The sequence below is a fragment of the Phenylobacterium sp. T106 genome, assembly GCF_057219735.1.
In genome coordinates, this window is the sequence record NZ_JBXVWA010000001.1 from 240785 (window position 1) to 262710 (window position 21926).

The following is a 21926-nucleotide window of genomic DNA, read 5'->3' on the forward strand; positions in this document are numbered from 1 at the left end:
ACGGGCGGCAGGGTCGCAGGGTCCATACGAAGAGGGCGGCGCCCCGGTCGCCCGGAACCCCGCCCTCTCTTCCAGATCCGTTGGGGGATCTGAGCCTTCGAGGTGGATGGCCGTCTCGATTCGCTGGGCGAACCCAGCTCGGCGTCGACCGCACCCTCCGTGCCACCTCCGGAACCGCCGGCGCCACCTGGGGTCGCCCCCGTGTCGCACCGCCTGCCCTGGAGAGCCTCCTGCCCGCTCCGCGTTCCGGTCGCCCGGTCCGCCGCGCCGCAGTCCCTCTCGGCAAGTGGAGCGTCTCAGAGGCCCGCCCGGGGCGCAACCGCCGCACGGCGCGGGGCTGTGGAGCGACGGTGGCGCCGCGGGTGGAGGACCTGTGGAGCGCCGGAGGAGCGTTCGCCAAACGGCCGTCTTTCCCGAGGCTTGGACTTATCCGCAGATTCAGCGGCCGCACGCTGCGCTTGCCGGCCCCCGGGTAAGGCGGATCAATAGAGTCGGGCGAGGCCTCAAGCGGAGTACGGACGTGTCGGCGTATGACCTGATCATCGTGGGCGGCGGGATCGGCGGATCGGCTCTGGCGACCGTCATGGCGCGCGCCGGGGCGTCCGTCCTCGTCCTGGAGCAGTCCGCGGCCTATGAGGACCGGGTGCGCGGCGAGTGGATCGCGCCCTGGGGCGTCGACGAGGTGAAGCGCGTCGGCCTCTACGACCTTTTGATCGAAGCCGGCGGCCATCACCTGCACCGCCACGTCACCTATGACGAGACCCTGGACCCGGCAGCGGCCGAGGCCCGGACGCTGCCGCTGGGCATCTTCCGGCCCGACGTGCCCGGACCGCTGTGCCTCGGCCATCCGCACCACTGCCAGACGCTGTTCGACGCCGCGTCCGCCGCCGGCGCCGTCACGCTGCGGCAGGCCCGCGTGACCGAGCTTCAGGGCGGCGCCACGCCCAGGGTCGTCTACGAGGTCGACGGCGAGACCTTCACCGCCACCGCGCGCCTGCTGGTGGGCGCCGACGGCCGCACGTCGCAGGTCCGCGAGGCGGCCGGCATCACGCTGCACCAGGACAAGCCCCACCACTGGTTCGGGGGCCTCCTGATCGACGGCGCGGACGAATGGCCCGCCGACATGCAGGCGATCGGCACCGAGGGCGACTTCGCCTTCCTCGCCTTCCCGCAGGGCGGCGGCAAGGTGCGGATCTACGGCGGCTACGCGCTCGACCAGGCCCAGCGGTTCAAGGGCCCGGACGGCGCACGGCGCTTCCTGGACGCCTTCGCCATGAGCTGCAGCCCGCAGAACCGCCACCTGGTCTCGGGCGAGCCGGCAGGCCCGCTCTTCAGCTACTTCAACAACGACTCCTGGACCGACGAGCCGTTCGCGCCGGGCGTCGTCCTGGTGGGCGACGCGGCGGGATGGAACGACCCCATCCTGGGACTTGGCCTGTCGATCACCTACCGGGACGTGCGGATCGTCAGCGAGCTGCTGAAGGAAACCGAGGACTGGGCGGGGCTGTCTTTCGCGCCGTACGCCGAGGAGCGCGCCGAGCGCATGCGGCGCCTCCGGTTCGCGGCCCGGATGCAGGCGGCGCTCGACATGGAGTTCGACGAGGCCGCCCGCGCCCGCCGCGCGCGCGTCTTCGCCAAGTCCGCCGCCGACCCCAGCTTCAAGGTCCAGGGCTTCGCCGTCATGGCGGGGCCGGAGGCGCTGCCGGCGGAAGCCTTCACGCAGGAAGCCTGGGACCGCGTCATGGGAGAGCCCGCATGAGCCTCGACATCGCCGCCTACAACGCCGACTGGCTGAAGGCGTGGAGCGACAAGGACGTGGATCGCCTGTGCGCCTTCTACGCCGAGGACTGCGTCTACAAGGACCCGCAGACCGCCGCCGGCCTCACCGGCGCCGCCGCGCTGCGCCAGTACCTGACCGGCCTGTTCGGCGCGACGCCGAAGATGACCTACACGCCCGACGAAACCTGGCCGATCCCCGGCGGATTCTGCGGCCGCTGGTACTGCGACATCGAAGGCGGCGGACGGATGCGGGGGTTCGACCTGGTGATCCTCGACGGCGACAGGATCGCGCTCAACGAAGTCTACGTGCACCAGCTGTGACCGTCCTCGCCCGACCCGACATCCGCCGGCCCGAGGCGATCGACGCGGCCTGGCTGACGGCCGTGCTGCAGTCCGCCGGCGTCGACGCGGTCGTCCGCAGCTTCACGGCCAAGGGCGTGGGCACCGGCCAGATCGGCGACAGCGTGCGCTTCAAGCTGGAGTACGAACGCGGCGGCGAGAGCGCCCCGGCGTCTCTGGTGGGGAAGTTCCCCGCGGCCGGCGACGAGAGCCGCAACACCGGCATCGCGCTCGGCAACTATGTGCGCGAGGTCCGCTTCTACCAGCGCCTGGCGCCCACGGCCCTGATCCACACGCCCAGGTGCTGGTTCACCGATGTCGACGAGGCGACCAGCGAGTTCGTGCTGATGATGGAGGATCTGGCGCCCGCCGAGCAGGGCGACCAGTTGCAGGGCGTGAGCCTGGAGCAGGCGCGCCTGGTCACCATCGAGGCCGCCAAGCTGCACGCGTCCCACTGGGGCGACGACGCCCTCGACGACATGCCCTTCGTGTCTGGCTCGCGCGCGGCGCCGGCCAGCGCGGCCAACCCCGACGCGGTGAAGATGCTGTGGGAGGCCTTCAAGGGCCGCTACGGCCCGCACCTGGCCCCTGAGTGGATCGAGGCCGGCGAGTGGCTCGCGCCCCGCTTCGGCAGCCTCGGCGCGTCGCACGACGGACCCCGCTGCCTGACGCACAACGACTTCCGGCCCGACAACATGATGTTCGCCACCGCGGCGGGCGGCTACCCGGTCACGGTGCTCGACTGGCAATCGTATGCGTACGGGTCTGGCCCCACCGACCTGGCTTACTTCCTGGCAGGCGCCCTGCCCCGCGACGTCCGCCGCGCGCACGAGGACGAGTTCCTGCAGCTCTACCTCGACACCCTCACGGGCCTCGGCGTGCAGGGCTACGGGATGGACGACCTGCGGCGTCACTATGCCCGCGGCGCCTACCTCCTGTTCGGGACGGCCTTCTTCGCGGCCATGATCGTCACCCAGACCGAGCGCGGCGACCGCATGTTCCTGCAGATGCTGGGCTCGGCCGCCGACCACATGTGGGACCACGGCGTCGTCGGCGGCGACTGACCGCCAACCCGCGGCGGCGCCGAGAAGGCGTCTTCTATCCGTCACGGCGCCGACACGCCCGGCGGCTAGTCTGCCGACGTTACCTCGCAGATCTCTCCAAGCGGCGCCCCCAAGCCGCAACGGCCGCGACCTCCCCTCGGTCGCGGCCGTCTTTTTCTGCGCCTCAGGCGGCGAGCGCGAGCGCGGCGCGCGAACCTAGCGTCTTGCGGGCGGCAAGCCAGTTCACGATGCGGAAGCGGCCGTCGAAATCCTCGACGAGCGCGGTGCAGCTTTCGACCCAGTCGCCGTCGTTCAGGTAGACCACCCCGTCCATGTCACGGATCTCGGCCTTGTGGATGTGGCCGCAGATGACCCCCTGGACGCCGCGGCGGCGGGCCTCGTCGGCCATGGCGGCCTCGAAGCGGTCGATGAACGCCACCGCATCCTTCACCTTGTGCTTCAGGAAGGCCGAGAGGCTCCAGTAGTTGAGGCCCAGGAGCCGGCGGACGCGGTTGAAGTGGGTGTTGATCGCCAGCAGCAGGCGGTAGCTCCAGTCGCCCAGGAACGCGAGCCAGCGGGCGTTCTGCACCACGCCGTCGAACTCGTCGCCGTGGGTGACGAGGTAGCGCCGCCCGTCGGCGGCCTCATGGATGGCGTCGCGGGCCACGACCACGCCGCCGAAGTGGACGCCGCAGAAGTCCCGCACGCGGTCGTCGTGGTTGCCGGGGATGTAGACGACGTTCACGCCCTTGCGCGCCAGCCGCAGGATCTTCTGAACGACGTCGTTGTGCGCCTGCGGCCAGTACCAGCCCGACTTCATCTTCCAGCCGTCGACGATGTCGCCGACGAGGTAGAGCGTCTCGCACTCCAACTCCCGGATGAACTCGAGCAGGAGCTCGGCCTGACAGCCGCGCGTGCCCAGGTGGGTGTCCGAAATGAACGCCGTCCGGCAGCGGACGGCAGGGTCGTGGTCCATGTTGCTTCGAGCCCCCAACGGCCAGCCGCTTCCGAGGCTCCGGCGAGTCGATGACGGTGCGGTGACGGCTCAGCCGTCCGCGTCGAGCGCGTAGCCGGCGGACCTCACCGTGCGGATGAGGTCGGGCTCCCCGTTCTGGCGAAGCGCCTTGCGGAGCCGGCCCACGTGGACGTCGACCGTGCGGACCTCGACGTAGGTGTTCGCGCCCCAGACGGCGTCGAGCAGCCGCTCCCGCGAGAAGACGCGGCCAGGCCGCTGCATGAAGAAGTCCAGCAGCCTGTACTCGGTCGGGCCGAGATGGATGTCGCGACCGCTTCGGGTGACCCGGTGGCGGGCCCGGTCCAGCACGAGGTCCGCGTACTCGAGGCGCTCCTCGAGCAGTTCGGGACGCGTGCGGCGCAGGAGCGCCCGGATGCGGGCCACCAGCTCGCTCATGGCGAACGGCTTCACCACGTAGTCGTCGGCGCCGGTGTCGAGGCCGCGCACCTTGTCGGCCTCCTCGCCCCGGGCGGTCAGCATGAGCACGGGCGTACGGCGGGTCTCCACGCCGGCCCGGAGCTGTCGGCAGACCTCCACGCCGGACACCTTGGGCAGCATCCAGTCCAGGACCACCAGATCCGGCGGCTCCTCGGCCACTCTCAGCAGGGCTTCCTCGCCATCGGCGGCGCGTTCGACCCGGAACCCCTCCTTCACGAGGTTGTAGTCGAGCAGGGTGGCGAGGGCGTCTTCGTCCTCCACCACCAGCAGGTATGGCGTCGTCACGCGCCGCCCTCCGTTCCGAGTTCAGGCAGGCTCACCTTGGGGCGCTCGCCCACCAGTTCCTCGCCCGTCATCTGGAAGTGCAGGATCTCGGCGATGTTGGTGGCGTGGTCGCCGATGCGTTCGAGGTTCTTGGCCACGAACAGCAGGTGCGCGCCCGCCGCCACCGAGTTGGAGTGGTTCTGCATCATCGCGAGGAGTTCGCGGAACAGGCTCTCGTAGTGCTCGTCCACCTCGCCGTCCCGTCGCCAGACGTCCAGCGCCGGCTCCACGTCTCCGGCGGCGTAGGCGTCGAGCACCTCGCGCAGGCGCGCGGCCACCAGACGTCCCATCCGCTCGATGGCGCCCGTGAGGGGCAGCACAGGCTCTCCGGCCGACAGGACCAGGCTGCGCTTGGCGATGTTGCGCGCCAGGTCGCCGCAACGCTCGAGGTTCATCGCCAGCTTGAGGGTCGAGATCGCCCGACGCAGGTCGGCGTCGCCCGGGCGGTGACGGCGAATGAGGTCCAGCGCCCGGCGTTCGACCTCGCTCTGCAGCGTATCCAGCCGCAGGTCGCGGACGATGAGGGCCTGCGCCAGCGGGACGTCGCGCCGGACCACGGCGTCCACGGCATCGACCACCTGGGCTTCGGCAAGCCCGCCCATGCGGATGACCTCGGCCACGAGCTGGCGCAGTTCCGCCTGATACGAACGAGTCACGAAGCCCTCTCTCGGTCCGCGGGCAAAGTACTGCGGTCCGGCGACACTTTTGCGACAGCGTCGCCCTATCCCGCCGCCGCCAGCGGCAGATAGACGCTGAAGGTGGCCCCCTCGCCTTCCGCGCTCTCCACCATCAGGCCGCCCCGGTGACGGTTCACCACGTGCTTCACGATGGCCAGGCCCAGGCCCGTCCCGCCGCTCTTCTGTCCCTCGACACGATAGAAGCGTTCCGACAGCCGCGGCAGATGCTGGCGGGCGATGCCAGGGCCCTGGTCGATCACCCGCAGCACCACGTAGCCCTGGCCGTCGGCGGCGTCCGGCGAGAGCAGCGACAGCCCGACGCCTGGGCGGCTGGGCGCCCGCGCGGCCTCGAGCGACGACGCGGCCTCCAGCGCCACCTCCACGCGCCCTCCTGGCGGCGTGTACTTCACCGCGTTGTCGACGAGGTTCTGGATCACCTGCACCAGCTGATCGCGGTCCCCGGTCACCGAGCCCACGCCAGGGCCGGCGCGGGTGGCGATCGAGACCTTGCGCTCCTCGGTGAGGGGCCGGATCGCATCGGCCACGTCCTGCACGGTGCGGGCGAGGTCGACCTTGCCCGAAGGCGCGATGTGCTCGTTGAGCTCGATGCGGCTGAGCGAGAGCAGGTCGTCCACGAGCCGGGCCATCCGCGTGGCCTGCTGCGCCATGATGCCCAGGAACTTCTCGCGCGCCTGGGCGTCGTCCTTCGCGTGGGTGCGCAGGGTCTCGACGAACCCGGCCAGCGACGCCAGCGGCGTACGCAACTCGTGGCTGGCGTTGGCGAGGAAGTCGGCGCGCATGCGCTCGGTCCGCCGCGCATCCGTCTCGTCGCGCAGGACCACCACCAGCTGACGCTGCCCGTCGACCGGCTCGAGCGGCCGCGCGAAGGCGCGCCAGTAGCGGGGCTGCACGCCGATGGTCTCGAAGGCGACCTCCACGCCCGTCGAGGTGGACAGCGCCTCCTCGATCGCCTCCAACACCTCGGGACGGCGAAGCGCCACCCCGAGCGGCGCGCCGGCGAGCTCGACCCGGAACACCTCGCGCGCCGCCTGATTCCCGTAGGCGATCTCGGGCGCCTCGCCCTCCCGGCCGCGCACGAGGATCACCGGCTCCGGCAGCAGCTCCAGGATCATCTGGGCGGCCGCGCCGGCCCCGGCGGAGGTGACGGCCTCGCCCATGGCGTCAGGCGCCCGGCACGCCGAGCTGGGCCGCCGCGTCGCGGAGCGCCTTCTGGTCGGCGGGCGCGCCGGCGAAGGCTCGCGTGGCGTCGCGATAGGCCTGGGCCGCCTCATCCCTTTGCCCCAGGACCATCCGCGCCCGCATCAGGCGCTCCCATCCGGCCCGGTCGCGGGGGTTCTGCTTGAGCCGCTCGGCAAGCCCTCCGACCATCCCCTGGATCATCTGCTGGCGGTCGCCCTCGCTCATGTCCTGGGCCGCCGCCATCTGTTCGGCCGTGGGCCCCCGCGGCGCGGCGCCGACGCCGGGCGGCATCGCCTGGCCCTGGGCCATCGGCGCCGGCGGGAGCCGGCCGGTGAGGTCGATCTTGCGCTCGGCGGCCACCTTCTCGACGAAGGCGCGGACCTCCATGGCCCACGGCGCCTCAGGCGGCGCGGAGCGGATGAGCGCGATCCAGTCGTTCATGGCCCCGTCGCGATCGCCCGACTGGTCCTTCGCGACCGCCAGGTAGTAGCGGGCCCGGGGATCGCCCGGGTCGGCCGCCACGGCGCGGCGGAAGAGCGCCTGCGCGGCGGGCCCCACCTGCCCATCCTGGCTGAGCACCGTGGCCTCGCCCTGCGCCGACAGGTACTCCGCGTTGTCGGGGTCGAGCGCCACCGCGCGGCCGTAGGCCGTGGCCGCCTCGGCGTTGCGGCCCGTCTGCAGGTAGGACCAGCCCAGCATGCGCCAGCCCTCGGCGTTGTCGGGCCGCTGGGCCATCTGCTGCTCGAGCATGGCGATCATGGCGCCCACGTCGCCCTGCGGATGGTCTCCGGGCAGGTCGCCGGCGGATGCGGCGGCCTTCGGCAGAGCGGGCTTCGCCGGGACGTCGGGACGCCCGATGTTCAGGTAGAGCCCGGTGCCCGCGAGCGTGACGATGGCGACAACGCCGAGGGCCACGATCAGCAGGGTGCGCTCGGCGAACGGCCGGGCCGGCGCGTCCGGGCGACGCCCTTCGGCCAGCACGCGGCGCTTCAGGTCGCTCTTCAGCGCCTCGGCCTCGGGCTCGGCGATGACGCCCGCGGCGGCCTGCGACTCGATCTCGCCGAGCTGGTCCTTGAGGACCGTCACGGCGTCGGCGCGCTGCGCGCGCTGGGCGTCGCGGCGGCGCACGAGCGGCACGGCGAGGCCCACCGCCGCAAGCACCGTCATCAGCGTCAGGATCATCCAGAGCATTCAGCCCGCCTTGTCGGAATTGAGCAGTCGCGCGGCCTCGGCCTCGTCCTCGGCGGTGAGCGCGCCCACCTTCTGCGGCGCACGGCTGCGCATATAGGCGTAGGCGCCGAGCCCGCCCAGGAGCAGGACGCCCAGCGGCCCGAACCACAACGCGAGGGTGTCGGCTCGCAGGGGCGGCTTGAGCTGGACGAAGCTGCCGTAGCGCTGCACCAGGAAATCCACGGCCTCCTCGTCGGACGCGCCCGCGGCGATCCGTTCGCGCAGGATGATCCGCAGGTCACGGGCGAGCGCGGCGTCGGAGTCGTCGATCGACTGGTTCTGGCAGACCACGCAGCGCAGCTCCTTGCTGAGCTTGTGCGCACGGGCCTCCAGCGCCGGATCGGCGAGCTGCTCGTCCGGGTTCACGGCCGCGGCCGGTCCGGCCATCAGGGCCAGGGCCAGAGCGGCGACGGCGTTGCGCCTCACGATTCGCTCCTCAGCTTGGCCATCAGGGGCTCGATCTTCCCGCTCCAGACCTCGGGCGTCACGGCGCCCACGTGCCGATAGCGCACGCGGCCCTGCTTATCGATGACGAAGGTCTCCGGCACGCCGGCCACCCCGAGCTCGATGCCGATGCGGCCGGTGGGATCATCGCCGACCCGGACGTAGGGGTCGCCATTCTCCGCCAGCCAGCGGAGCCCCTGCCCCGGCTGGTCCTTCCAGTTCAGCCCGTGGATGATCACGCCCTGGGCGCGGAGCCGCATGAACACCGGATGCTCGACGCGGCAGGGCCCGCACCAGGAGGCGAAGACGTTCAGCAGCACCGGCCCGCCGGTCTGCAGGTCGGCGGCCGACAGCCCCACGTCGCCGGGCCGGAGCGGCGGCGCGGTGAACGCCGGCAGCGGCTTGTCCTGATAGACCGTCGGAAGCCGGCTGGGGTCGCGCCCGAGGCCTGCGAAGAACACCGCCAGGACCGCGACGAACGCCACGGCCGGAGCCAGGAACAGGAGACGCTTCATTCGGCGGGCGCGGCGTAGGGTTGCGGCCGCGTGGGGGCGGCCTTGGCGGTGGATCCAATCCGCAGGCGCCGGTCACTGAGCGAGACCGCGCCTCCCAGCGCCATCACGACACCGCCGATCCAGACCCAGATGATGAGCGGGTGATGCCACAGGCGCACGACGATGCCCTGAGCCGACTCTTCGCCGACCGAGACATAGAGGTTGCCGCTCAGTCCCACGCGGATGCCCGCCTCGGTGGTCTGCGACTGGGCCGACGGGAAGAAGCGCCGCTCGCTGCGGAACTGGAAGTCGGGTCCCGGACCCTTCACGGCGAACCGGGCGGTCCGGGCCTCCCAGTTGGGGCCCCGGGTGGTCTCCACCGTCGTGAGGGTGAGCTCGCGGCCGGCGAAGGCGACGGTCTGGCCGGGCTGCATGTTGAGGACCTTGTCCGTCTCCCAGGCGGTCACGCCGGTGATGCCGAGCGTCAGCAGGCCCAGGCCGGCATGGGCGAGCGTCAGCCCGACGATCGCCCTGGGCGTCGTGAGGATCGACCGGGCCAGATAGCTGCGCCCCGCCCACCAGCGCCGGGCCAGGATCGCGATCGACCCCGCCAGGAGCCAGGTCGCCAGCGCCAGGCCGCCGGCGGTCACCAGCCCCTTCACGCCGCCCGCGACGGCGGCGACCGCCAGGACCAGCGCGGCCAGCGCCGCAGGGATGCGCAGCCTCTGGAAGACGCGCTTCGCCTCGTCGCGCTTCCAGTTCAGCATCGGCCCCGCCACCACGAGCAGCATGAGCGCCGCGGCGAACGGCATGAAGTTGAGCGTGTAGTACGGCGGGCCGACCGAGATCTTGTCGCCATTGGCCAGCTCGATGAACACCGGCTGGAAAGTACCCCAGAACACGACGGCGCAGAGCACGCTGAGGAACAGGTTGTTCAGGATGATCCCGCCCTCGCGGGAGACCGGGGTGAACACCGCCCCGGGCCGCAGGGCCGAGGCCCGCCAGCCGTAGAGGCCGAGCGCCAGGCCCGTCGTCAGGATGATGATGCCCAGGATGTAGACCCCGCGCTCCGGATCGACGGCGAAGGCGTGGACGCTGGTGAGGATGCCGGAGCGGACGAGGAACGTGCCCACGAGGCTGAGCGAGAAGGTCAGGATCGCGAGCAGGATCGTCCAGCTCACCAGCGCGCCGCGCCGCTCCAGCACGAGCGCCGAGTGCAGGAGCGCGGTGCCCAGCAGCCAGGGCATCAGCGAGGCGTTCTCCACCGGATCCCAGAACCACCAGCCGCCCCAGCCGAGCTCGTAGTAGGCCCAGGCGCTGCCCAGGGTGATGCCCAGGGTCAGCGGAACCCAGGCGGCAAGGACCCACGGCCGCACCCATCGCGCCCAGGCCGCATCGACCCGGCCCTCCATGAGCGCGGCGACCGCGAAGCAGAACGCGATCGAGAAGCCCACGTAGCCCAGGTAGAGCAGCGGCGGGTGCATCACCAACCCAGGGTCCTGGAGCAGCGGGTTGAGCTCACGCCCTTCGATGGGCGCGGGATCCAGCCGCAGGAAGGGGTTGGACGTGAAGACCAGGAACCCCAGGAAGCAGACCGCGATCAGGCCCTGAACGCCGATCACCCGCGCCTGCAGCGTCTCGCGCAGCGTGCCGCCGAAGAACGCCACGCCGGCGCCGTAGAGCGCGAGAATCAGCACCCAGAGCAGCATCGAGCCTTCGTGGCTGCCCCAGGTCGCGGCGAACCGGTAGGCGGCCGGCTGCGCGGTGTTGGCGTGGTTGGCGACCAGGGTCACCGAGAAATCGCAGGTCATGAAGGCGTACGCGAGGCAGCCGAACGCCAGCGTCACGAAGCCGACCTGCAGCAGGGCGGCCTGCCGGCCGAGCGCCATGAGCACCCGATCGCCCCGCCACGCGCCGACGAGCGGCGCGAGTGACTGGACGAGCGCCAGCAGGAGCGCCAGAATCAGCGCGAACTGACCGACTTCCGCCGACATGGACTTTATGCTCCCCTCGACATGCGGCGCGTGGTAGCGCGTTCAGCTAGGTTGGGAAATGTTACAGTGCCGGGGAGAGCCGTGAAGGCGTAGTCGGTGCGGCGGGGGCCGTCGGTGCTGGGGGCGTTCGGGTATGTCGGAAGTCTATAAGATCGCGATCATCGGATCCGGTCCGGCCGGGATGAGCGCGGCCGCGCGCGCGGCCAAGAAGGGCATCAGCCACGTCCTGCTCGAAAAGACCGACCACCTCTCCGACACGATCTACCGCTATCAGAAGGGCAAGCATGTGATGGCGACGCCGTCCGTGCTGGTGCTGCGCGCGGAATGCGAGTTCGACGCGGGCAAGCGCGAGAAGATCCTCGACCAGTGGAACAACGACGTCAAAGCCGCCGGCGTGAACGTGAGGTTCAACGCCGAGGTGAAGGCGATCAGCGGCGACAAGGGCGCCTTCACGATCGAGTTGAAGGCCGGCGGCGCCATCCAGGCCGAGAACGTGATTCTCGCCGTGGGCACCCAGGGCAACCCGAACCTGATGCGCTGCGAGGGCGGCAACCTGCCGCACGTGCAGTACAGCCTCGACGATCCCGGCGAGTACACCGACGAGCACATCACCGTCGTGGGCGGCGGCGACGCCGGCATCGAGAACGCGCTCGGCCTCATCGCCGACGCCGGGCAGAACAACACCCTCACGCTGCTGAACCGCGGCGCCGACTTCCCGACGGCGAAGAAGCCGAACGTGGACGCGCTGCTCGCGGCCCGCGACGCCGGGCGCATCACCGTCATGACAGAGACCCAGGCCGCCTTGGTGGAGCCCGGCTGGCTGACGGTGGACACCCCGCAGGGCCAGACCCGCTACAAGTGCGACCGCATCATCGCGCGCATGGGCGCTGCGCCGCCCCGGGCCTTCGTGGAAGCCGCCGGCGTGCAGTTCGCCAGCCCCGACCGCAGCGCCTTCCCGACGCTGACGCCCACGTTCGAGAGCACCAGCAAGCCGGGCATCTACGTGATTGGCGCGCTCGCGGGCTACCCGCTGATCAAGCACTGCATGAACCAGGGCTACGACGTCGTCGAGTTCATCAGCGGCAACACCACCCTGGAACCCGCCGACGAGCCGCTGCTGCAGGAGAAGCTGAAGGGGCTCCCCGGGCGCCGCAGCGTCTCGGAGTGGCTCGAGTTCCTGCGCAGCCGGGTCGAGATCCTGAACGGCCTCTCGCCCCTGCAGATGCGGGAATTCCTCCTGGACTCCCAGGTCCGCGCCTACAAGGCCGGAGAGCCCATCTTCGTGCGCAACGAGCCGGGATCCTCCCTGTTCGGCATCGCCGAGGGCTCCGTGAAGGTGGAGGTCGACCCCTCCAACCCGAACATCACCGTGCCGATCGGCGAGAGCTCCATCTTCGGCGAGGTCGGCCTGATCTCTGGCCGCAAGCGCGGCGCCACGATCCGCGCCGCCGAGCCCACGATCTGCGTCGAAATCCCCCGCATGGCCGCCCTGAAGCTGATGAGCCAGGTGCCGCAGGCCCGCGAGACGGTGCAGCGCATCACCACCGAGCGTCAGGTGCTGCAGATCTTCAAGTCCGGCCTGACCCCGGCCGACATCGCCGAGGTGCTCGCGGGCGCCGAGGTGTTCGAGGTGAAACCCGGCGAGGCGATCATCAACGAGGGGGACATCTCGGACGACCTCTACATCATCCGCTCCGGCTCGATGATCGTGGAGAAGAACCTGGGCGGAAAGCCCGTGTTCATGTCCTACGTCCCCGCCGGCTCGTACTCCGGCGAGATGGCGATGATCGAGCGCAGCCCCCGCGTCGCCACGGTGAAGGCCGCCATCCGCTCCACCGTCGTCAAGCTGCCGGCGGAGCCGTTCCGCGCGCTGCTGGCCCGCAAGCCCGAACTCGCCAAGCGCATGACCGACGAGATGCGGGCGCGGCGCGAGATCAACGAGTTCATCGAGAGCCAGAAGGAGGAGTTCGGCGGCGCCGTCGACATGTACTCCTCGGTCGCCAACTTCCTGATCAAGCAGGGCATCGGCGAGGCCACGGACGTGCTCCTCATCGACGAGAGCCTCTGCGTCGGCTGCGACAACTGCGAGAAGGCCTGCGCCGACAGCCACGACGGGCTCTCGCGCCTGAACCGCGAGGCCGGCACCACCTTCGCCAACATCCACGTGCCGACCTCGTGCCGCCATTGCGAGCATCCGCACTGCATGAGCGACTGCCCGCCCAATGCGATCCGCCGGGGACCGGACGGCGAGGTGTTCATCAACGAGACCTGCATCGGCTGCGGCAACTGCCAGCGCGCATGTCCCTACGGCGTGATCCAGATGGACAAGCCGCCGCCGAAGAAGCCGCCGCTCTGGGAGTGGATGCTGTTCGGCAAGGGGCCCGGCCCCGGCCAGCCGCCCTATGAGTGGCGCAAGAAGGCCGCCAAGGCCGAAGGCGGCGAGAGTCCGAAACTGGCGATCAAGTGCGATATGTGCTCGGGCAAGGCGGGGGGCCCGGCCTGCGTGAGAGCCTGTCCAACGGGGGCGGCGATCCGGGTGACGCCCGACGCCTTCCTCTCCGTGGCCCGCATAGAGAAGGCCGGGTAGACGTCGTGACGCAGGCCGGGGGGCATACAGAACGCGTCAGGCAGAGGACCCACGAAGGGTTCCTCCGCCACAAGGGGTTCCTGTGGGCGCAGGTCGCCACGGGGCTCTGCGTCGTGGTCATCGGGGTCTACTGGCTGACCGCGATCCGGCTGAACGAGCCGCCCAGCGGGGGCAGCTGGCTGGGCTATCTCCTGGGCACGATCGGCGCCGGCCTCATCGTCTGGCTGGCGTGCCTGGGCGTGCGCAAGCGGGTGATCACGGCCGGACACTATTCGCTCAAGGCCTGGGTGTCGGCCCACGTCTACCTTGGCCTGTCCCTCATCGTCATCGCGACCCTCCACACGGGCTTCCAGTTCGGCTGGAACATCCACACCCTGGCGTACGCCCTGATGATGCTGGTGATCGCCTCCGGGGCGGTCGGGATCTGGGCCTACGCCACCCTCCCCGAGCGCCTGCACGGCAATCGCGGCGAGACCACGCGCCGGCAGATGCTGGACATGATCGAGAGCCAGGACCGGCAGCTGCACGAGCTGGCGCAGCCGCTCGACCGCGAAGGCGCGGCCGTCGTGCGCCTGTCGATCGAAGACACCGACCTGGGCGGCGGGTTCTGGAAGCGCCTGACCGGCAGCTACGACGACTGCGCGAACCGCCGGGCCCTGGCGCGGCTGCGCAACCTTCCCTCTCCCACCAGCGCCAAGCAGGCCGAGGCTCTGACCAAGATCGAGCAGGTCATGCAGCAGAAGGCCGAGACCCTGGCGCTGGCGCGACGCCAGATGCAGATCACCGCCGTACTCGAGGGCTGGCTCTTCGTGCACATACCCGCAACCTTCGCCTTGCTGGCGGCGCTGACGGCGCACATCGTGTCCGTCTTCACGTACTGGTGATCCGGTGGCGCAGGACTTCCAGCTCAAGCTCATCACCGAGCGCGCCGGCGGGGGCGACCCGATCGTCCGCGAGCGCCGCGTCGAAGGGCCTCAGGCCTCGATCGGCCGCGGGGCCGACAACGACATCGTCCTGGCGGACCTCAGCGTCGACCCCATCCACGCCCGCCTGAGGTTCACCGGGCCCGGCCGCGTGAGCATCGAGGCCGCCACCGGCCTGACCGTCGAAGTGAACGGCAAGGCCGTGCCGCGCGCCGACCTCGGCGCCGCCAGCCGCCCTGTCGTGCGGATCGCGAGCTACACCCTCGCCTTGGAGCCCGGCGAGGGCGAAGGCGTCGTCATCACGGTCACGCGCGAGGCGGACGAGCGCCATCTCACGCCGTCCGTGTTCTCGCTGCAGTCGCGGGTGTTCGGCCGGCGGAACATGGCCTGGGCGTTCGGGTCGGGCATCTTCCTCGTCTGCCTGCTGGTCCCGCTCCTGGCGGTGCTCTGGTTCAACGAGAACAAGCTCATCCACCCTGACGAGCAGTGGTCGAGCGGGCCGCTCTCGACAGCGCACGCGTTCCTCGAGAACGACTGCAAGTCGTGCCACGCCAACGCCTTCGTGGCGGTGCGTGACGACGCCTGCCTGTCGTGCCACCAGGCGGGCGAGTCCGGACCGAAGGCCCTGGCGCGCGCCAAGGACGCCGGAAGCCCCTTCCAGCCGCTGCTGGTGGTGGACCACGCGCCCCGCGAGCGCCTCTCGAAGGGCACGCCGTTGCCCGACGGCATCGGCGCCAAGATCAGCACGGTCATCCAGCGCGCCGTGGGCCATCCGACGGACCGGTGCGCGAGTTGCCACATCGAGCACACCAAGCCCACGGCCAAGCCGGTCGACGCCGCGGCGCCGCTCACCGACAAGCCGACGCTGGTGGTCGTCAACGACTGCCAGAGCTGCCACGCGCGCCTCAAGATGCGGTTGTCGGACACCGAACTCGTCGACACGCCGGACTGGAACCGTCACCCCGCCTTCAAGCCGCTGATCATGACGGCGGCCGGCCCGAAGCCGCAGTTCCAGCGGGTGGCGCTGACGTCCGGACCGCAGGAGCGCAACGGCCTCACCTTCCCGCACCGGATGCACATGGATCCGCGGGGCGGCGTCGCCCGCCAGGCCATCGAACTGGGCAAGGCCGCCGGCTACGGCGGCCCGCTGGACTGCGGCTCCTGCCACGAGGCCAAGGGCGTCGGTTTCCGCCCCATCGAGATGGAGAAGGACTGCGGCACGTGCCACAGCCTGGCCTATGCGCGGAACGCCGACGGCTCGCTGAAGCTGCTGCCGCACGGCGAGCTGCAGAAGGTGGTAGACACCCTCGCCGGCCGCACGCTCGCCGCGCCCGGCGGCGCCGGCCGCGAGCGGCCCGGCACGATCCGGCCCACGATGTTCGCGGCCTCGGGCGCGAGCGCCTACCGCACGACCTTCTCGCCCGGCGGTACCTGCTACGACTGCCATTCCATCGACTGGGAAGGCGACGTCGTGAAGATGGCGCCGGTGAAGCTCACGCAGCGATACATGCCGCGCGGGGCCTTCGACCACTCGATCGCCGAGCACGGGGCGCTGGGCAAGACCGGCAAGGCCGGCGCGTTCAAATGCGCCGACTGCCACAAGGCCCAGACGTCCGACCGCGCCTCGGACGTCCTGGTGCCGGACCTGGCGAAGTGCACGACCTGCCACGGCCAGCCCACGAGCAAGATCGCAGCGGCCGACGACGCCGACTGCACGACCTGCCACGCGTTCCACCAGCCCGGGCAGGCGACTCCCAAGCCGGGCCACCCGCCGCTGAACACGCTGCGGTGGACGCAGATGATGTCCCGCCGCCCGGGCGCCTGACCCGCGCCCGGCGACCTCCGCACAAGAAAAGCGCCGCCTCGGTGTCCCGAGGCGGCGCGCTTGGTTCGGCGATGGTCGAGCTGACCTACACCACGCCGTAGGCCAGCATCGCGTCGGCGACCTTCTTGAAGCCGGCGATGTTGGCGCCCTTCACGTAGTCGACGACCTTCGAGCCCGGCCGGCCGCCGTACTCGACGCAGCGCTCGTGGATGCCGGACATGATGTCCACCAGGAGGCGCTGGAGCTCCTCTTCCTTCCACGAGATGCGGGCCGAGTTCTGGCTCATCTCCAGGCCCGAGACCGCCACGCCGCCGGCGTTGGCCGCCTTGCCCGGCGCGAACAGGATCCCGGCCGCCTTGAACTTGTGCACGCCGTCCAGGTCGGTGGGCATGTTCGCGCCTTCCGACACCGCGATGCAGCCGTTCTTGAGCAGGACCTCGGCGTCGGCGCCCTTGAGCTCGTTCTGGGTGGCGCATGGCAGCGCCAGGTCGCACTTGACGCCCCAGGGGGTCTTGCCGGCGTGGAACTCGGCGCCCTTGAACGCCTTGGCGTACTCGCTGATGCGGCCACGCCGCCGGGTCTTCAGGTCCTTCACCCAGTCGATCTTCTCCTGGGTCATGCCGTCCGGGTCGTAGATGAAGCCTTCCGAGTCCGAGAGCGTGAGCACCTTGCCGCCGAGCATGGTGCACTTCTCAGCAGCGTGGGTGGCCACGTTGCCCGACCCCGAGATCACGACCGAGTGGCCCGCGATGTCCTTGCCCTGCGTCTTCAGCATGTTCTGCAGGAAGTAGGTCGCGCCGTAGCCGGTGGCCTCGGTGCGGATCAGCGAGCCGCCGTACTCCAGGCCCTTGCCGGTGAGGACGCCGGTGAAGTGGTTCGTGATGCGCTTGTACTGGCCGAACATGTAGCCGATCTCGCGCGCGCCCACGCCGATGTCGCCGGCGGGCACGTCCACGTCGGCGCCGACGTGGCGGTAGAGCTCGATCATCAGGCTCTGGCAGAAGCGCATGACCTCGTTGTCGGACTTGCCCTTCGGGTTGAAGTTCGACCCGCCCTTGCCGCCGCCCATCGGGAGCCCGGTGAGGGCGTTCTTGAACGTCTGCTCGAAGGCCAGGAACTTCAGCGTGCCCTCGGTCACCGAGGGGTGGAACCGGATCCCGCCCTTGTACGGGCCGATCGCGTTGTTGTTCTGGACGCGCCAGGCGCGCTGGACGCGGATGTTGCCGTTGTCGTCTTCCCAGCAGACGCGGAACGAGATCACGCGGTCCGGCTCGGCGATGCGCCGCAGGATCTGCGCCTTGTGATACTCTTCCTTGTCCTGGATGAAGTCGAAGATGTCCTCGGCGACTTCCTGAACCGCCTGCACGAACTCGGGTTGCCCCGGATTGCGGCGCTTCACGCCTTCGATGAAGGTCGCAAGATCGACGTGGTCGCTGACTGCCATGTAGTTCCCCCATTCGGCTGGGCCGGATCGCCCTGCCCGCACTTCCCGCGGAACCTTAGCCGCGAATTTCGTACGGGCTAGCGGCAATCACGGACGCACGTGAGGCGGCGCCTCTTTCAGGCTTCACAAGTCGTAGGAATTTGCGACAACTCAAAGCTGGCTGGGATGGGGGAATACGATGACCAAGGCTTCCGATCTGTTCGTGCAATGCCTTGAGGAAGAAGGCGTCGAGTATGTCTTCGGCGTGCCGGGCGAAGAGAACCTCGACTTCCTCGACAGCCTCTCCCGCTCCAAGAAGATCAAGCTGATCCTGACGCGCCATGAGCAGGGCGCGGGCTTCATGGCGGCCACCTTCGGCCGCCACACCGGCCGGACCGGCGTCTGTGTCGCCACCCTCGGCCCCGGCGCCACCAACTTCGTCACCGCGGCCGCCTACGCGACGCTCGGCGGCATGCCGATGATGATGCTGACCGGCCAGAAGCCGATCAAGAAGTCCAAGCAGGGTCGTTTCCAGATCCTCGACGTGGTCGACATGATGAAGCCGATCACCAAGTACACGCACCAGCTTGCGTCGGCCGACAACATCCCGAGCCGCGTGCGCGAGGCCTTCCGCCTCGCCGAGGAGGAGAAGCCGGGCGCCGTCCACATCGAGTTCCCCGAGGACGTGGCCGACGAGCAGACCGACTCGACGCCGCTGTCCAAGAGCAACGCGCGCCGCCCGGTCGCGGACGAGAAGTCGATCCGCGCCGCCACCAAGCGGATCGAGCAGGCCAAGAGCCCCATCCTGGTGATCGGCGCCGGCGCCAACCGCACCATGACCAGCCGCATGCTCACCCAGTTCATCGAGAAGACGGGAATCCCCTTCGTCTCGACGCAGCTGGGCAAGGGCGTCGTCGACGAAATGAACCCCAAGTTCATGGGCTGCGCCGCGCTCTCGGCGGGCGACTTCGTGCATCGCGCCATCGAGGCCGCCGACCTGATCGTCAATATCGGCCACGACGTGATCGAGAAGCCGCCGTTCTTCATGCAGCGCGGCGGCACCGAGGTGATCCACATCAACTTCCGTTCGGCGGAGGTCGATCCGGTCTACTTCCCGCAGTACGAGGTGATCGGCGATATCGGCAACGCCATCTGGCAGATCAAGGAAGACATCCTTCCCCAGTCCAGCTGGGACTTCTCGGCCATGCACAAGGCCCGCGCAGCCGAGGTGGAGCACACCGCCAAGTACGACGGCGACATGCGCTTCCCGATCTACCCCCAGTACCTGGTCAAGCAGATCCGCGAGGCGATGCCGGACGACGGGATCATCTGTCTCGACAACGGCGTCTACAAGATCTGGTTCGCCCGCAACTACCCAGCCCGCAAGCCGAACACCGTCCTGCTGGACAACGCACTCGCCACCATGGGCGCCGGTCTGCCCTCGGCGATGGCCAGCGCCATGGTCTACCCCGACCGCAAGGTCATGGCGATCTGCGGCGACGGCGGCTTCATGATGAACAGCCAGGAGATGGAAACGGCCGTCCGGCTGAAGCTGAACATCACGGTGCTGATCCTGAACGACAACTCCTACGGCATGATCCGCTGGAAGCAGGCGAACATGGGCTTCAAGGACTGGGGCCTCACCTACGACAACCCCGACTTCGTGAAGTACGCCGAGAGCTACGGCGCCAAGGGCTTCCGGATCGACTCGGCCGCCTCCCTGCCGAAGGTGCTGCGCGGGTGCCTGGACACTCCCGGCGTAAACCTGATCGACTGCCCGGTGGACTACTCGGACAACGATCCCATCCTCAACAAGCAGATCAAGGAACTGAGCGCGGCCCTCTAGACGGCAGAACGCCAGGACACCGACCATGACCGCGCTTCGGGAATCCTACCCGCTGTACCTCGCCAACGAGGCCCAGACGCCGAACCTCGATCTGGAGGTGACGGACAAGTACACCGGCAAGGTGGCGACACGCGTGGCCTTGGCCAACGCGCAGATCATCGACGCAGGCATCGCCGCGACGGTGGAAGCCGCCGAGCCGATGGCCCGCATGCCGGCCTACGAGCGCCAGGCCGTGCTGCAGCACTGCGTCAACCGCTTCCAGGAGCGGTTCGAGGAGCTGGCGTTCGCCCTGTGCATCGAGGCCGGCAAGCCGATCCGCGACGCCCGCGGCGAGGTGACCCGCCTGATCGACACGTTCCGTATCGCCGCCGAGGAGAGCGTGCGGATGACGGGCGAGGTCCAGCCGCTGGACATCAGCCCGCGCGCCAAGGGCTACCAGGGCATGTGGAAGCGGGTGCCGATCGGCCCCTGCTCGTTCATCAGCCCCTTCAACTTCCCGCTGAACCTGGCGGCCCACAAGATCGCTCCGGCCCTGGCGGTCGGCTGCCCGTTCGTGATGAAGCCCGCCTCGCGCACGCCGCTGGGCGCCATCATCATCGGCGAGATCCTGGCCGAGACGAACCTGCCGAAGGGCGCGTTCTCGATCCTGCCGGCGCAGCGGGACGGCGCGGACCTGTTCACCACCGACGAGCGACTGAAGCTCCTCTCCTTCACCGGATCCCCCGGAGTCGGCTGGGATCTCAAGGCCAAGGCCGGCAAGAAGAAGGTGGTGCTGGAGCTGGGCGGCAACGCCGCGGTCATCGTCGACGCCGACACCGACCTGGACGACGCCGTCGAGCGGATCATCTTCGGCGCCTTCTACCAGTCGGGGCAGAGCTGCATCGGCGTGCAGCGGATCATCATCCACGCGGACATCTACGACACGCTCAAGGACCGTCTCGTCGCGAAGGCGAAGACGCTCATCGCCGGCGACCCCCGGGAGGAGGCCACCTTCGTTGGGCCCATGATCGACGTGAAGGAGGCCCAGCGTCTCGACAGCTGGATCCAGGCGGCGGTGGCCGACGGCGCGACGCTGCTCTGCGGCGGCAAGCGCGAGGGCGCGATGCTCGAGGCCACCCTGCTGGAGGGCGTGGGCCGCAAGGCGGCGCTCTATGCCGAGGAGGCCTTCGGCCCCGTGGCGATCCTCTCGAAGTTCACCGACTTCGGCGAGGCGCTCGCGGAGGTCAACGACTCCAAATTCGGCCTGCAGACAGGCGTCTTCACGCGCGACCTCTACAAGATGCTCGAGGCGTGGGATCATCTGGACGTCGGGGGAGTCGTGATCGGCGACGTGCCGAGCTACCGCGTCGACAACATGCCCTATGGTGGCGTGAAGGATTCTGGGCTGGGTCGCGAAGGCGTTCGTTTCGCGATGGAGGATATGACCGAAATTCGGAATCTGGTCATCCGGCGGCGCTGAGCGTGCGTAATTGATTCCGGGACAGTGCGCGCTGCTTTGGGGAGGCGGCTTGTGTTGACGATAGCGCAGATCACGGATCTGCATGTCACCACAGAGAAGGATCCGCTTAACCAGAAGCGGAACGAGGATCGCCTGCGCCAGGTGATGAAGACGATTCACGCCTTGCGCCCAAGGCCGGTGGCGATCATCGCCAGCGGCGACCTGGTCGATCGCGGCGAGCTCGAGGAGTACTTCGAGCTGAAGCGGCTCATGGATGAGAGCGAGATCCCGGTCTACTACGCCCTGGGCAACCACGACGGGCGTGAGGCCTTCCTGCAGGTCTTCTCCGGCCCGGGCGCGCAGACGGACGAAGACGGCTTCGTCCAGTACGTTGTCGACTTCGGTCCTTTCCGGATGGTGGTCTGCGACACTCTCGAGGGGCCCAACCACGGCGAATACGACGAGGCCCGCTGCGCCTGGCTGGCGCGGACGCTGGATGCGGCGCCGGACCAGCCGACGGCCATCATCCTGCACCACCCGCCGATCCCGTCCGGCATCCGCTGGATGGATCCGGATCCCCGCTCGCCCTGGATCCTGCGCCTCGCCGAGGTCCTGAAAGGGCGCGACCAGGTGCAGGTCATGATGTGCGGGCACATCCACCGGGCCTTCACCGGCCTCTTCGCGGGCCACATGGTGGCGTCCGCGCCCGCGACCTCCATCCAGCTCACCCTCGACCTCACCGAGGTCGACATGCACGTGCCGGACGGACGCGAGATCCTGGTGGAAGAGCCCCCGGGCTTCGCCCTGCTGATGGCGCACGAGGGAGCGCTCACGACGCACTGCTGCCTCGCGGGCGACTACACGCCGGCGGTCACCTACAATTTCCCCTTCCGGAAGCTCGCCTGAT

Annotated in this window: 18 protein-coding genes; 9 read left to right on the plus strand and 9 right to left on the minus strand. The window is 69.6% G+C overall.

The features are described from left to right. Positions 1 to 520 precede the first annotated feature (520 nt). Genes AC2D8W_RS01190 through AC2D8W_RS01200 form a run of 3 tightly spaced genes read left to right on the plus strand, consistent with a single transcriptional unit; the run spans position 521 to position 3182 of the window. Positions 521 to 1759 (plus strand): FAD-dependent oxidoreductase, encoded by a 1239-nt coding sequence (locus AC2D8W_RS01190; protein ID WP_484669983.1) that lies wholly within the window; start codon positions 521 to 523, stop codon positions 1757 to 1759. After that, the gene (locus AC2D8W_RS01195; RefSeq protein ID WP_293485077.1) at positions 1756 to 2100 is read left to right on the plus strand and encodes a nuclear transport factor 2 family protein; all 345 of its coding nucleotides are present in this window, start codon (positions 1756 to 1758) and stop codon (positions 2098 to 2100) included. The genes AC2D8W_RS01190 and AC2D8W_RS01195 overlap by 4 nt, the downstream gene beginning before the upstream one ends. Then, the gene (locus AC2D8W_RS01200) at positions 2097 to 3182 is read left to right on the plus strand and encodes a phosphotransferase (protein ID WP_293485079.1); all 1086 of its coding nucleotides are present in this window, start codon (positions 2097 to 2099) and stop codon (positions 3180 to 3182) included. The genes AC2D8W_RS01195 and AC2D8W_RS01200 overlap by 4 nt, the downstream gene beginning before the upstream one ends. Before the next feature lie 163 nt (positions 3183 to 3345). Here AC2D8W_RS01200 and AC2D8W_RS01205 read toward each other — a convergent pair whose 3' ends face one another. The 8 genes from AC2D8W_RS01205 to AC2D8W_RS01240 all read right to left on the minus strand — a co-directional run bounded on the left by AC2D8W_RS01205 (position 3346) and on the right by AC2D8W_RS01240 (position 10977). Then, positions 3346 to 4137: a UDP-2,3-diacylglucosamine diphosphatase gene (locus AC2D8W_RS01205; protein ID WP_484669984.1), complete on the minus strand. Its 792-nt coding sequence runs from the start codon at positions 4135 to 4137 to the stop codon at positions 3346 to 3348. 69 nt (positions 4138 to 4206) lie between these two features. Next, the gene (gene phoB / locus AC2D8W_RS01210; RefSeq protein ID WP_293485081.1) at positions 4207 to 4899 is read right to left on the minus strand and encodes a phosphate regulon transcriptional regulator PhoB; all 693 of its coding nucleotides are present in this window, start codon (positions 4897 to 4899) and stop codon (positions 4207 to 4209) included. After that, complete coding sequence (gene phoU, locus AC2D8W_RS01215) at positions 4896 to 5594, minus strand: phosphate signaling complex protein PhoU (RefSeq protein ID WP_293485083.1); 699 nt, start codon at positions 5592 to 5594, stop codon at positions 4896 to 4898. Before phoU ends, phoB begins: the two co-directional genes overlap by 4 nt. Positions 5595 to 5659: 65 nt before the next feature. After that, the gene (locus AC2D8W_RS01220; protein WP_484669985.1) at positions 5660 to 6793 is read right to left on the minus strand and encodes an ATP-binding protein; all 1134 of its coding nucleotides are present in this window, start codon (positions 6791 to 6793) and stop codon (positions 5660 to 5662) included. A 4-nt stretch (positions 6794 to 6797) separates the two neighbouring features. Continuing rightward, a complete protein-coding gene (ccmI, locus tag AC2D8W_RS01225; protein ID WP_484669986.1) occupies positions 6798 to 8006 on the minus strand; it encodes a c-type cytochrome biogenesis protein CcmI in 1209 nt (402 codons plus the stop codon). Then, on the minus strand, positions 8007 to 8471 hold the full coding sequence (locus AC2D8W_RS01230; protein WP_484669987.1) for a cytochrome c-type biogenesis protein: 465 nt from the start codon (positions 8469 to 8471) through the stop codon (positions 8007 to 8009). Next, positions 8468 to 9004: a DsbE family thiol:disulfide interchange protein gene (locus AC2D8W_RS01235; RefSeq protein WP_484669988.1), complete on the minus strand. Its 537-nt coding sequence runs from the start codon at positions 9002 to 9004 to the stop codon at positions 8468 to 8470. Before AC2D8W_RS01235 ends, AC2D8W_RS01230 begins: the two co-directional genes overlap by 4 nt. Further along, positions 9001 to 10977, minus strand: a complete 1977-nt coding sequence (locus tag AC2D8W_RS01240; RefSeq protein ID WP_484669989.1) for a heme lyase CcmF/NrfE family subunit — start codon at positions 10975 to 10977, stop codon at positions 9001 to 9003. Before AC2D8W_RS01240 ends, AC2D8W_RS01235 begins: the two co-directional genes overlap by 4 nt. 133 nt (positions 10978 to 11110) lie before the next feature. Between AC2D8W_RS01240 and AC2D8W_RS01245 the strand changes: the two genes are divergently transcribed. From AC2D8W_RS01245 to AC2D8W_RS01255, 3 genes are read left to right on the plus strand one after another with little or no spacing between them, the layout of a single operon-like run. After that, complete coding sequence (locus tag AC2D8W_RS01245) at positions 11111 to 13564, plus strand: NAD(P)-binding domain-containing protein (RefSeq protein ID WP_484669990.1); 2454 nt, start codon at positions 11111 to 11113, stop codon at positions 13562 to 13564. A 5-nt stretch (positions 13565 to 13569) separates the two neighbouring features. Beyond that, positions 13570 to 14448: a hypothetical protein gene (locus AC2D8W_RS01250; protein ID WP_484669991.1), complete on the plus strand. Its 879-nt coding sequence runs from the start codon at positions 13570 to 13572 to the stop codon at positions 14446 to 14448. Between the two features lie 4 nt (positions 14449 to 14452). Next, positions 14453 to 16312 carry an FHA domain-containing protein gene (locus tag AC2D8W_RS01255; protein WP_484669992.1) on the plus strand — a complete coding sequence of 620 codons (1860 nt, stop codon included), beginning with the start codon at positions 14453 to 14455 and terminating at the stop codon, positions 16310 to 16312. An 85-nt stretch (positions 16313 to 16397) separates the two neighbouring features. Here the strand turns inward: AC2D8W_RS01255 and gdhA are convergent, their stop codons facing one another. Then, positions 16398 to 17756 carry an NADP-specific glutamate dehydrogenase gene (gene gdhA / locus AC2D8W_RS01260; RefSeq protein WP_484669993.1) on the minus strand — a complete coding sequence of 453 codons (1359 nt, stop codon included), beginning with the start codon at positions 17754 to 17756 and terminating at the stop codon, positions 16398 to 16400. A 178-nt stretch (positions 17757 to 17934) separates the two neighbouring features. Here gdhA and AC2D8W_RS01265 point away from each other — a divergent pair, with 178 nt between their 5' ends. The 3 genes from AC2D8W_RS01265 to AC2D8W_RS01275 are packed head-to-tail and all read left to right on the plus strand — an operon-like array spanning position 17935 to position 21925. Beyond that, positions 17935 to 19581, plus strand: coding sequence for an acetolactate synthase large subunit (locus tag AC2D8W_RS01265; RefSeq protein ID WP_484669994.1), 1647 nt, complete (start codon positions 17935 to 17937; stop codon positions 19579 to 19581). Between the two features lie 25 nt (positions 19582 to 19606). Further along, a complete protein-coding gene (locus AC2D8W_RS01270; protein ID WP_484669995.1) occupies positions 19607 to 21040 on the plus strand; it encodes an aldehyde dehydrogenase family protein in 1434 nt (477 codons plus the stop codon). Positions 21041 to 21094: 54 nt separating this feature from the next. After that, the gene (locus AC2D8W_RS01275) at positions 21095 to 21925 is read left to right on the plus strand and encodes a phosphodiesterase (protein WP_484669996.1); all 831 of its coding nucleotides are present in this window, start codon (positions 21095 to 21097) and stop codon (positions 21923 to 21925) included. Position 21926: the final 1 nt, after the last annotated feature.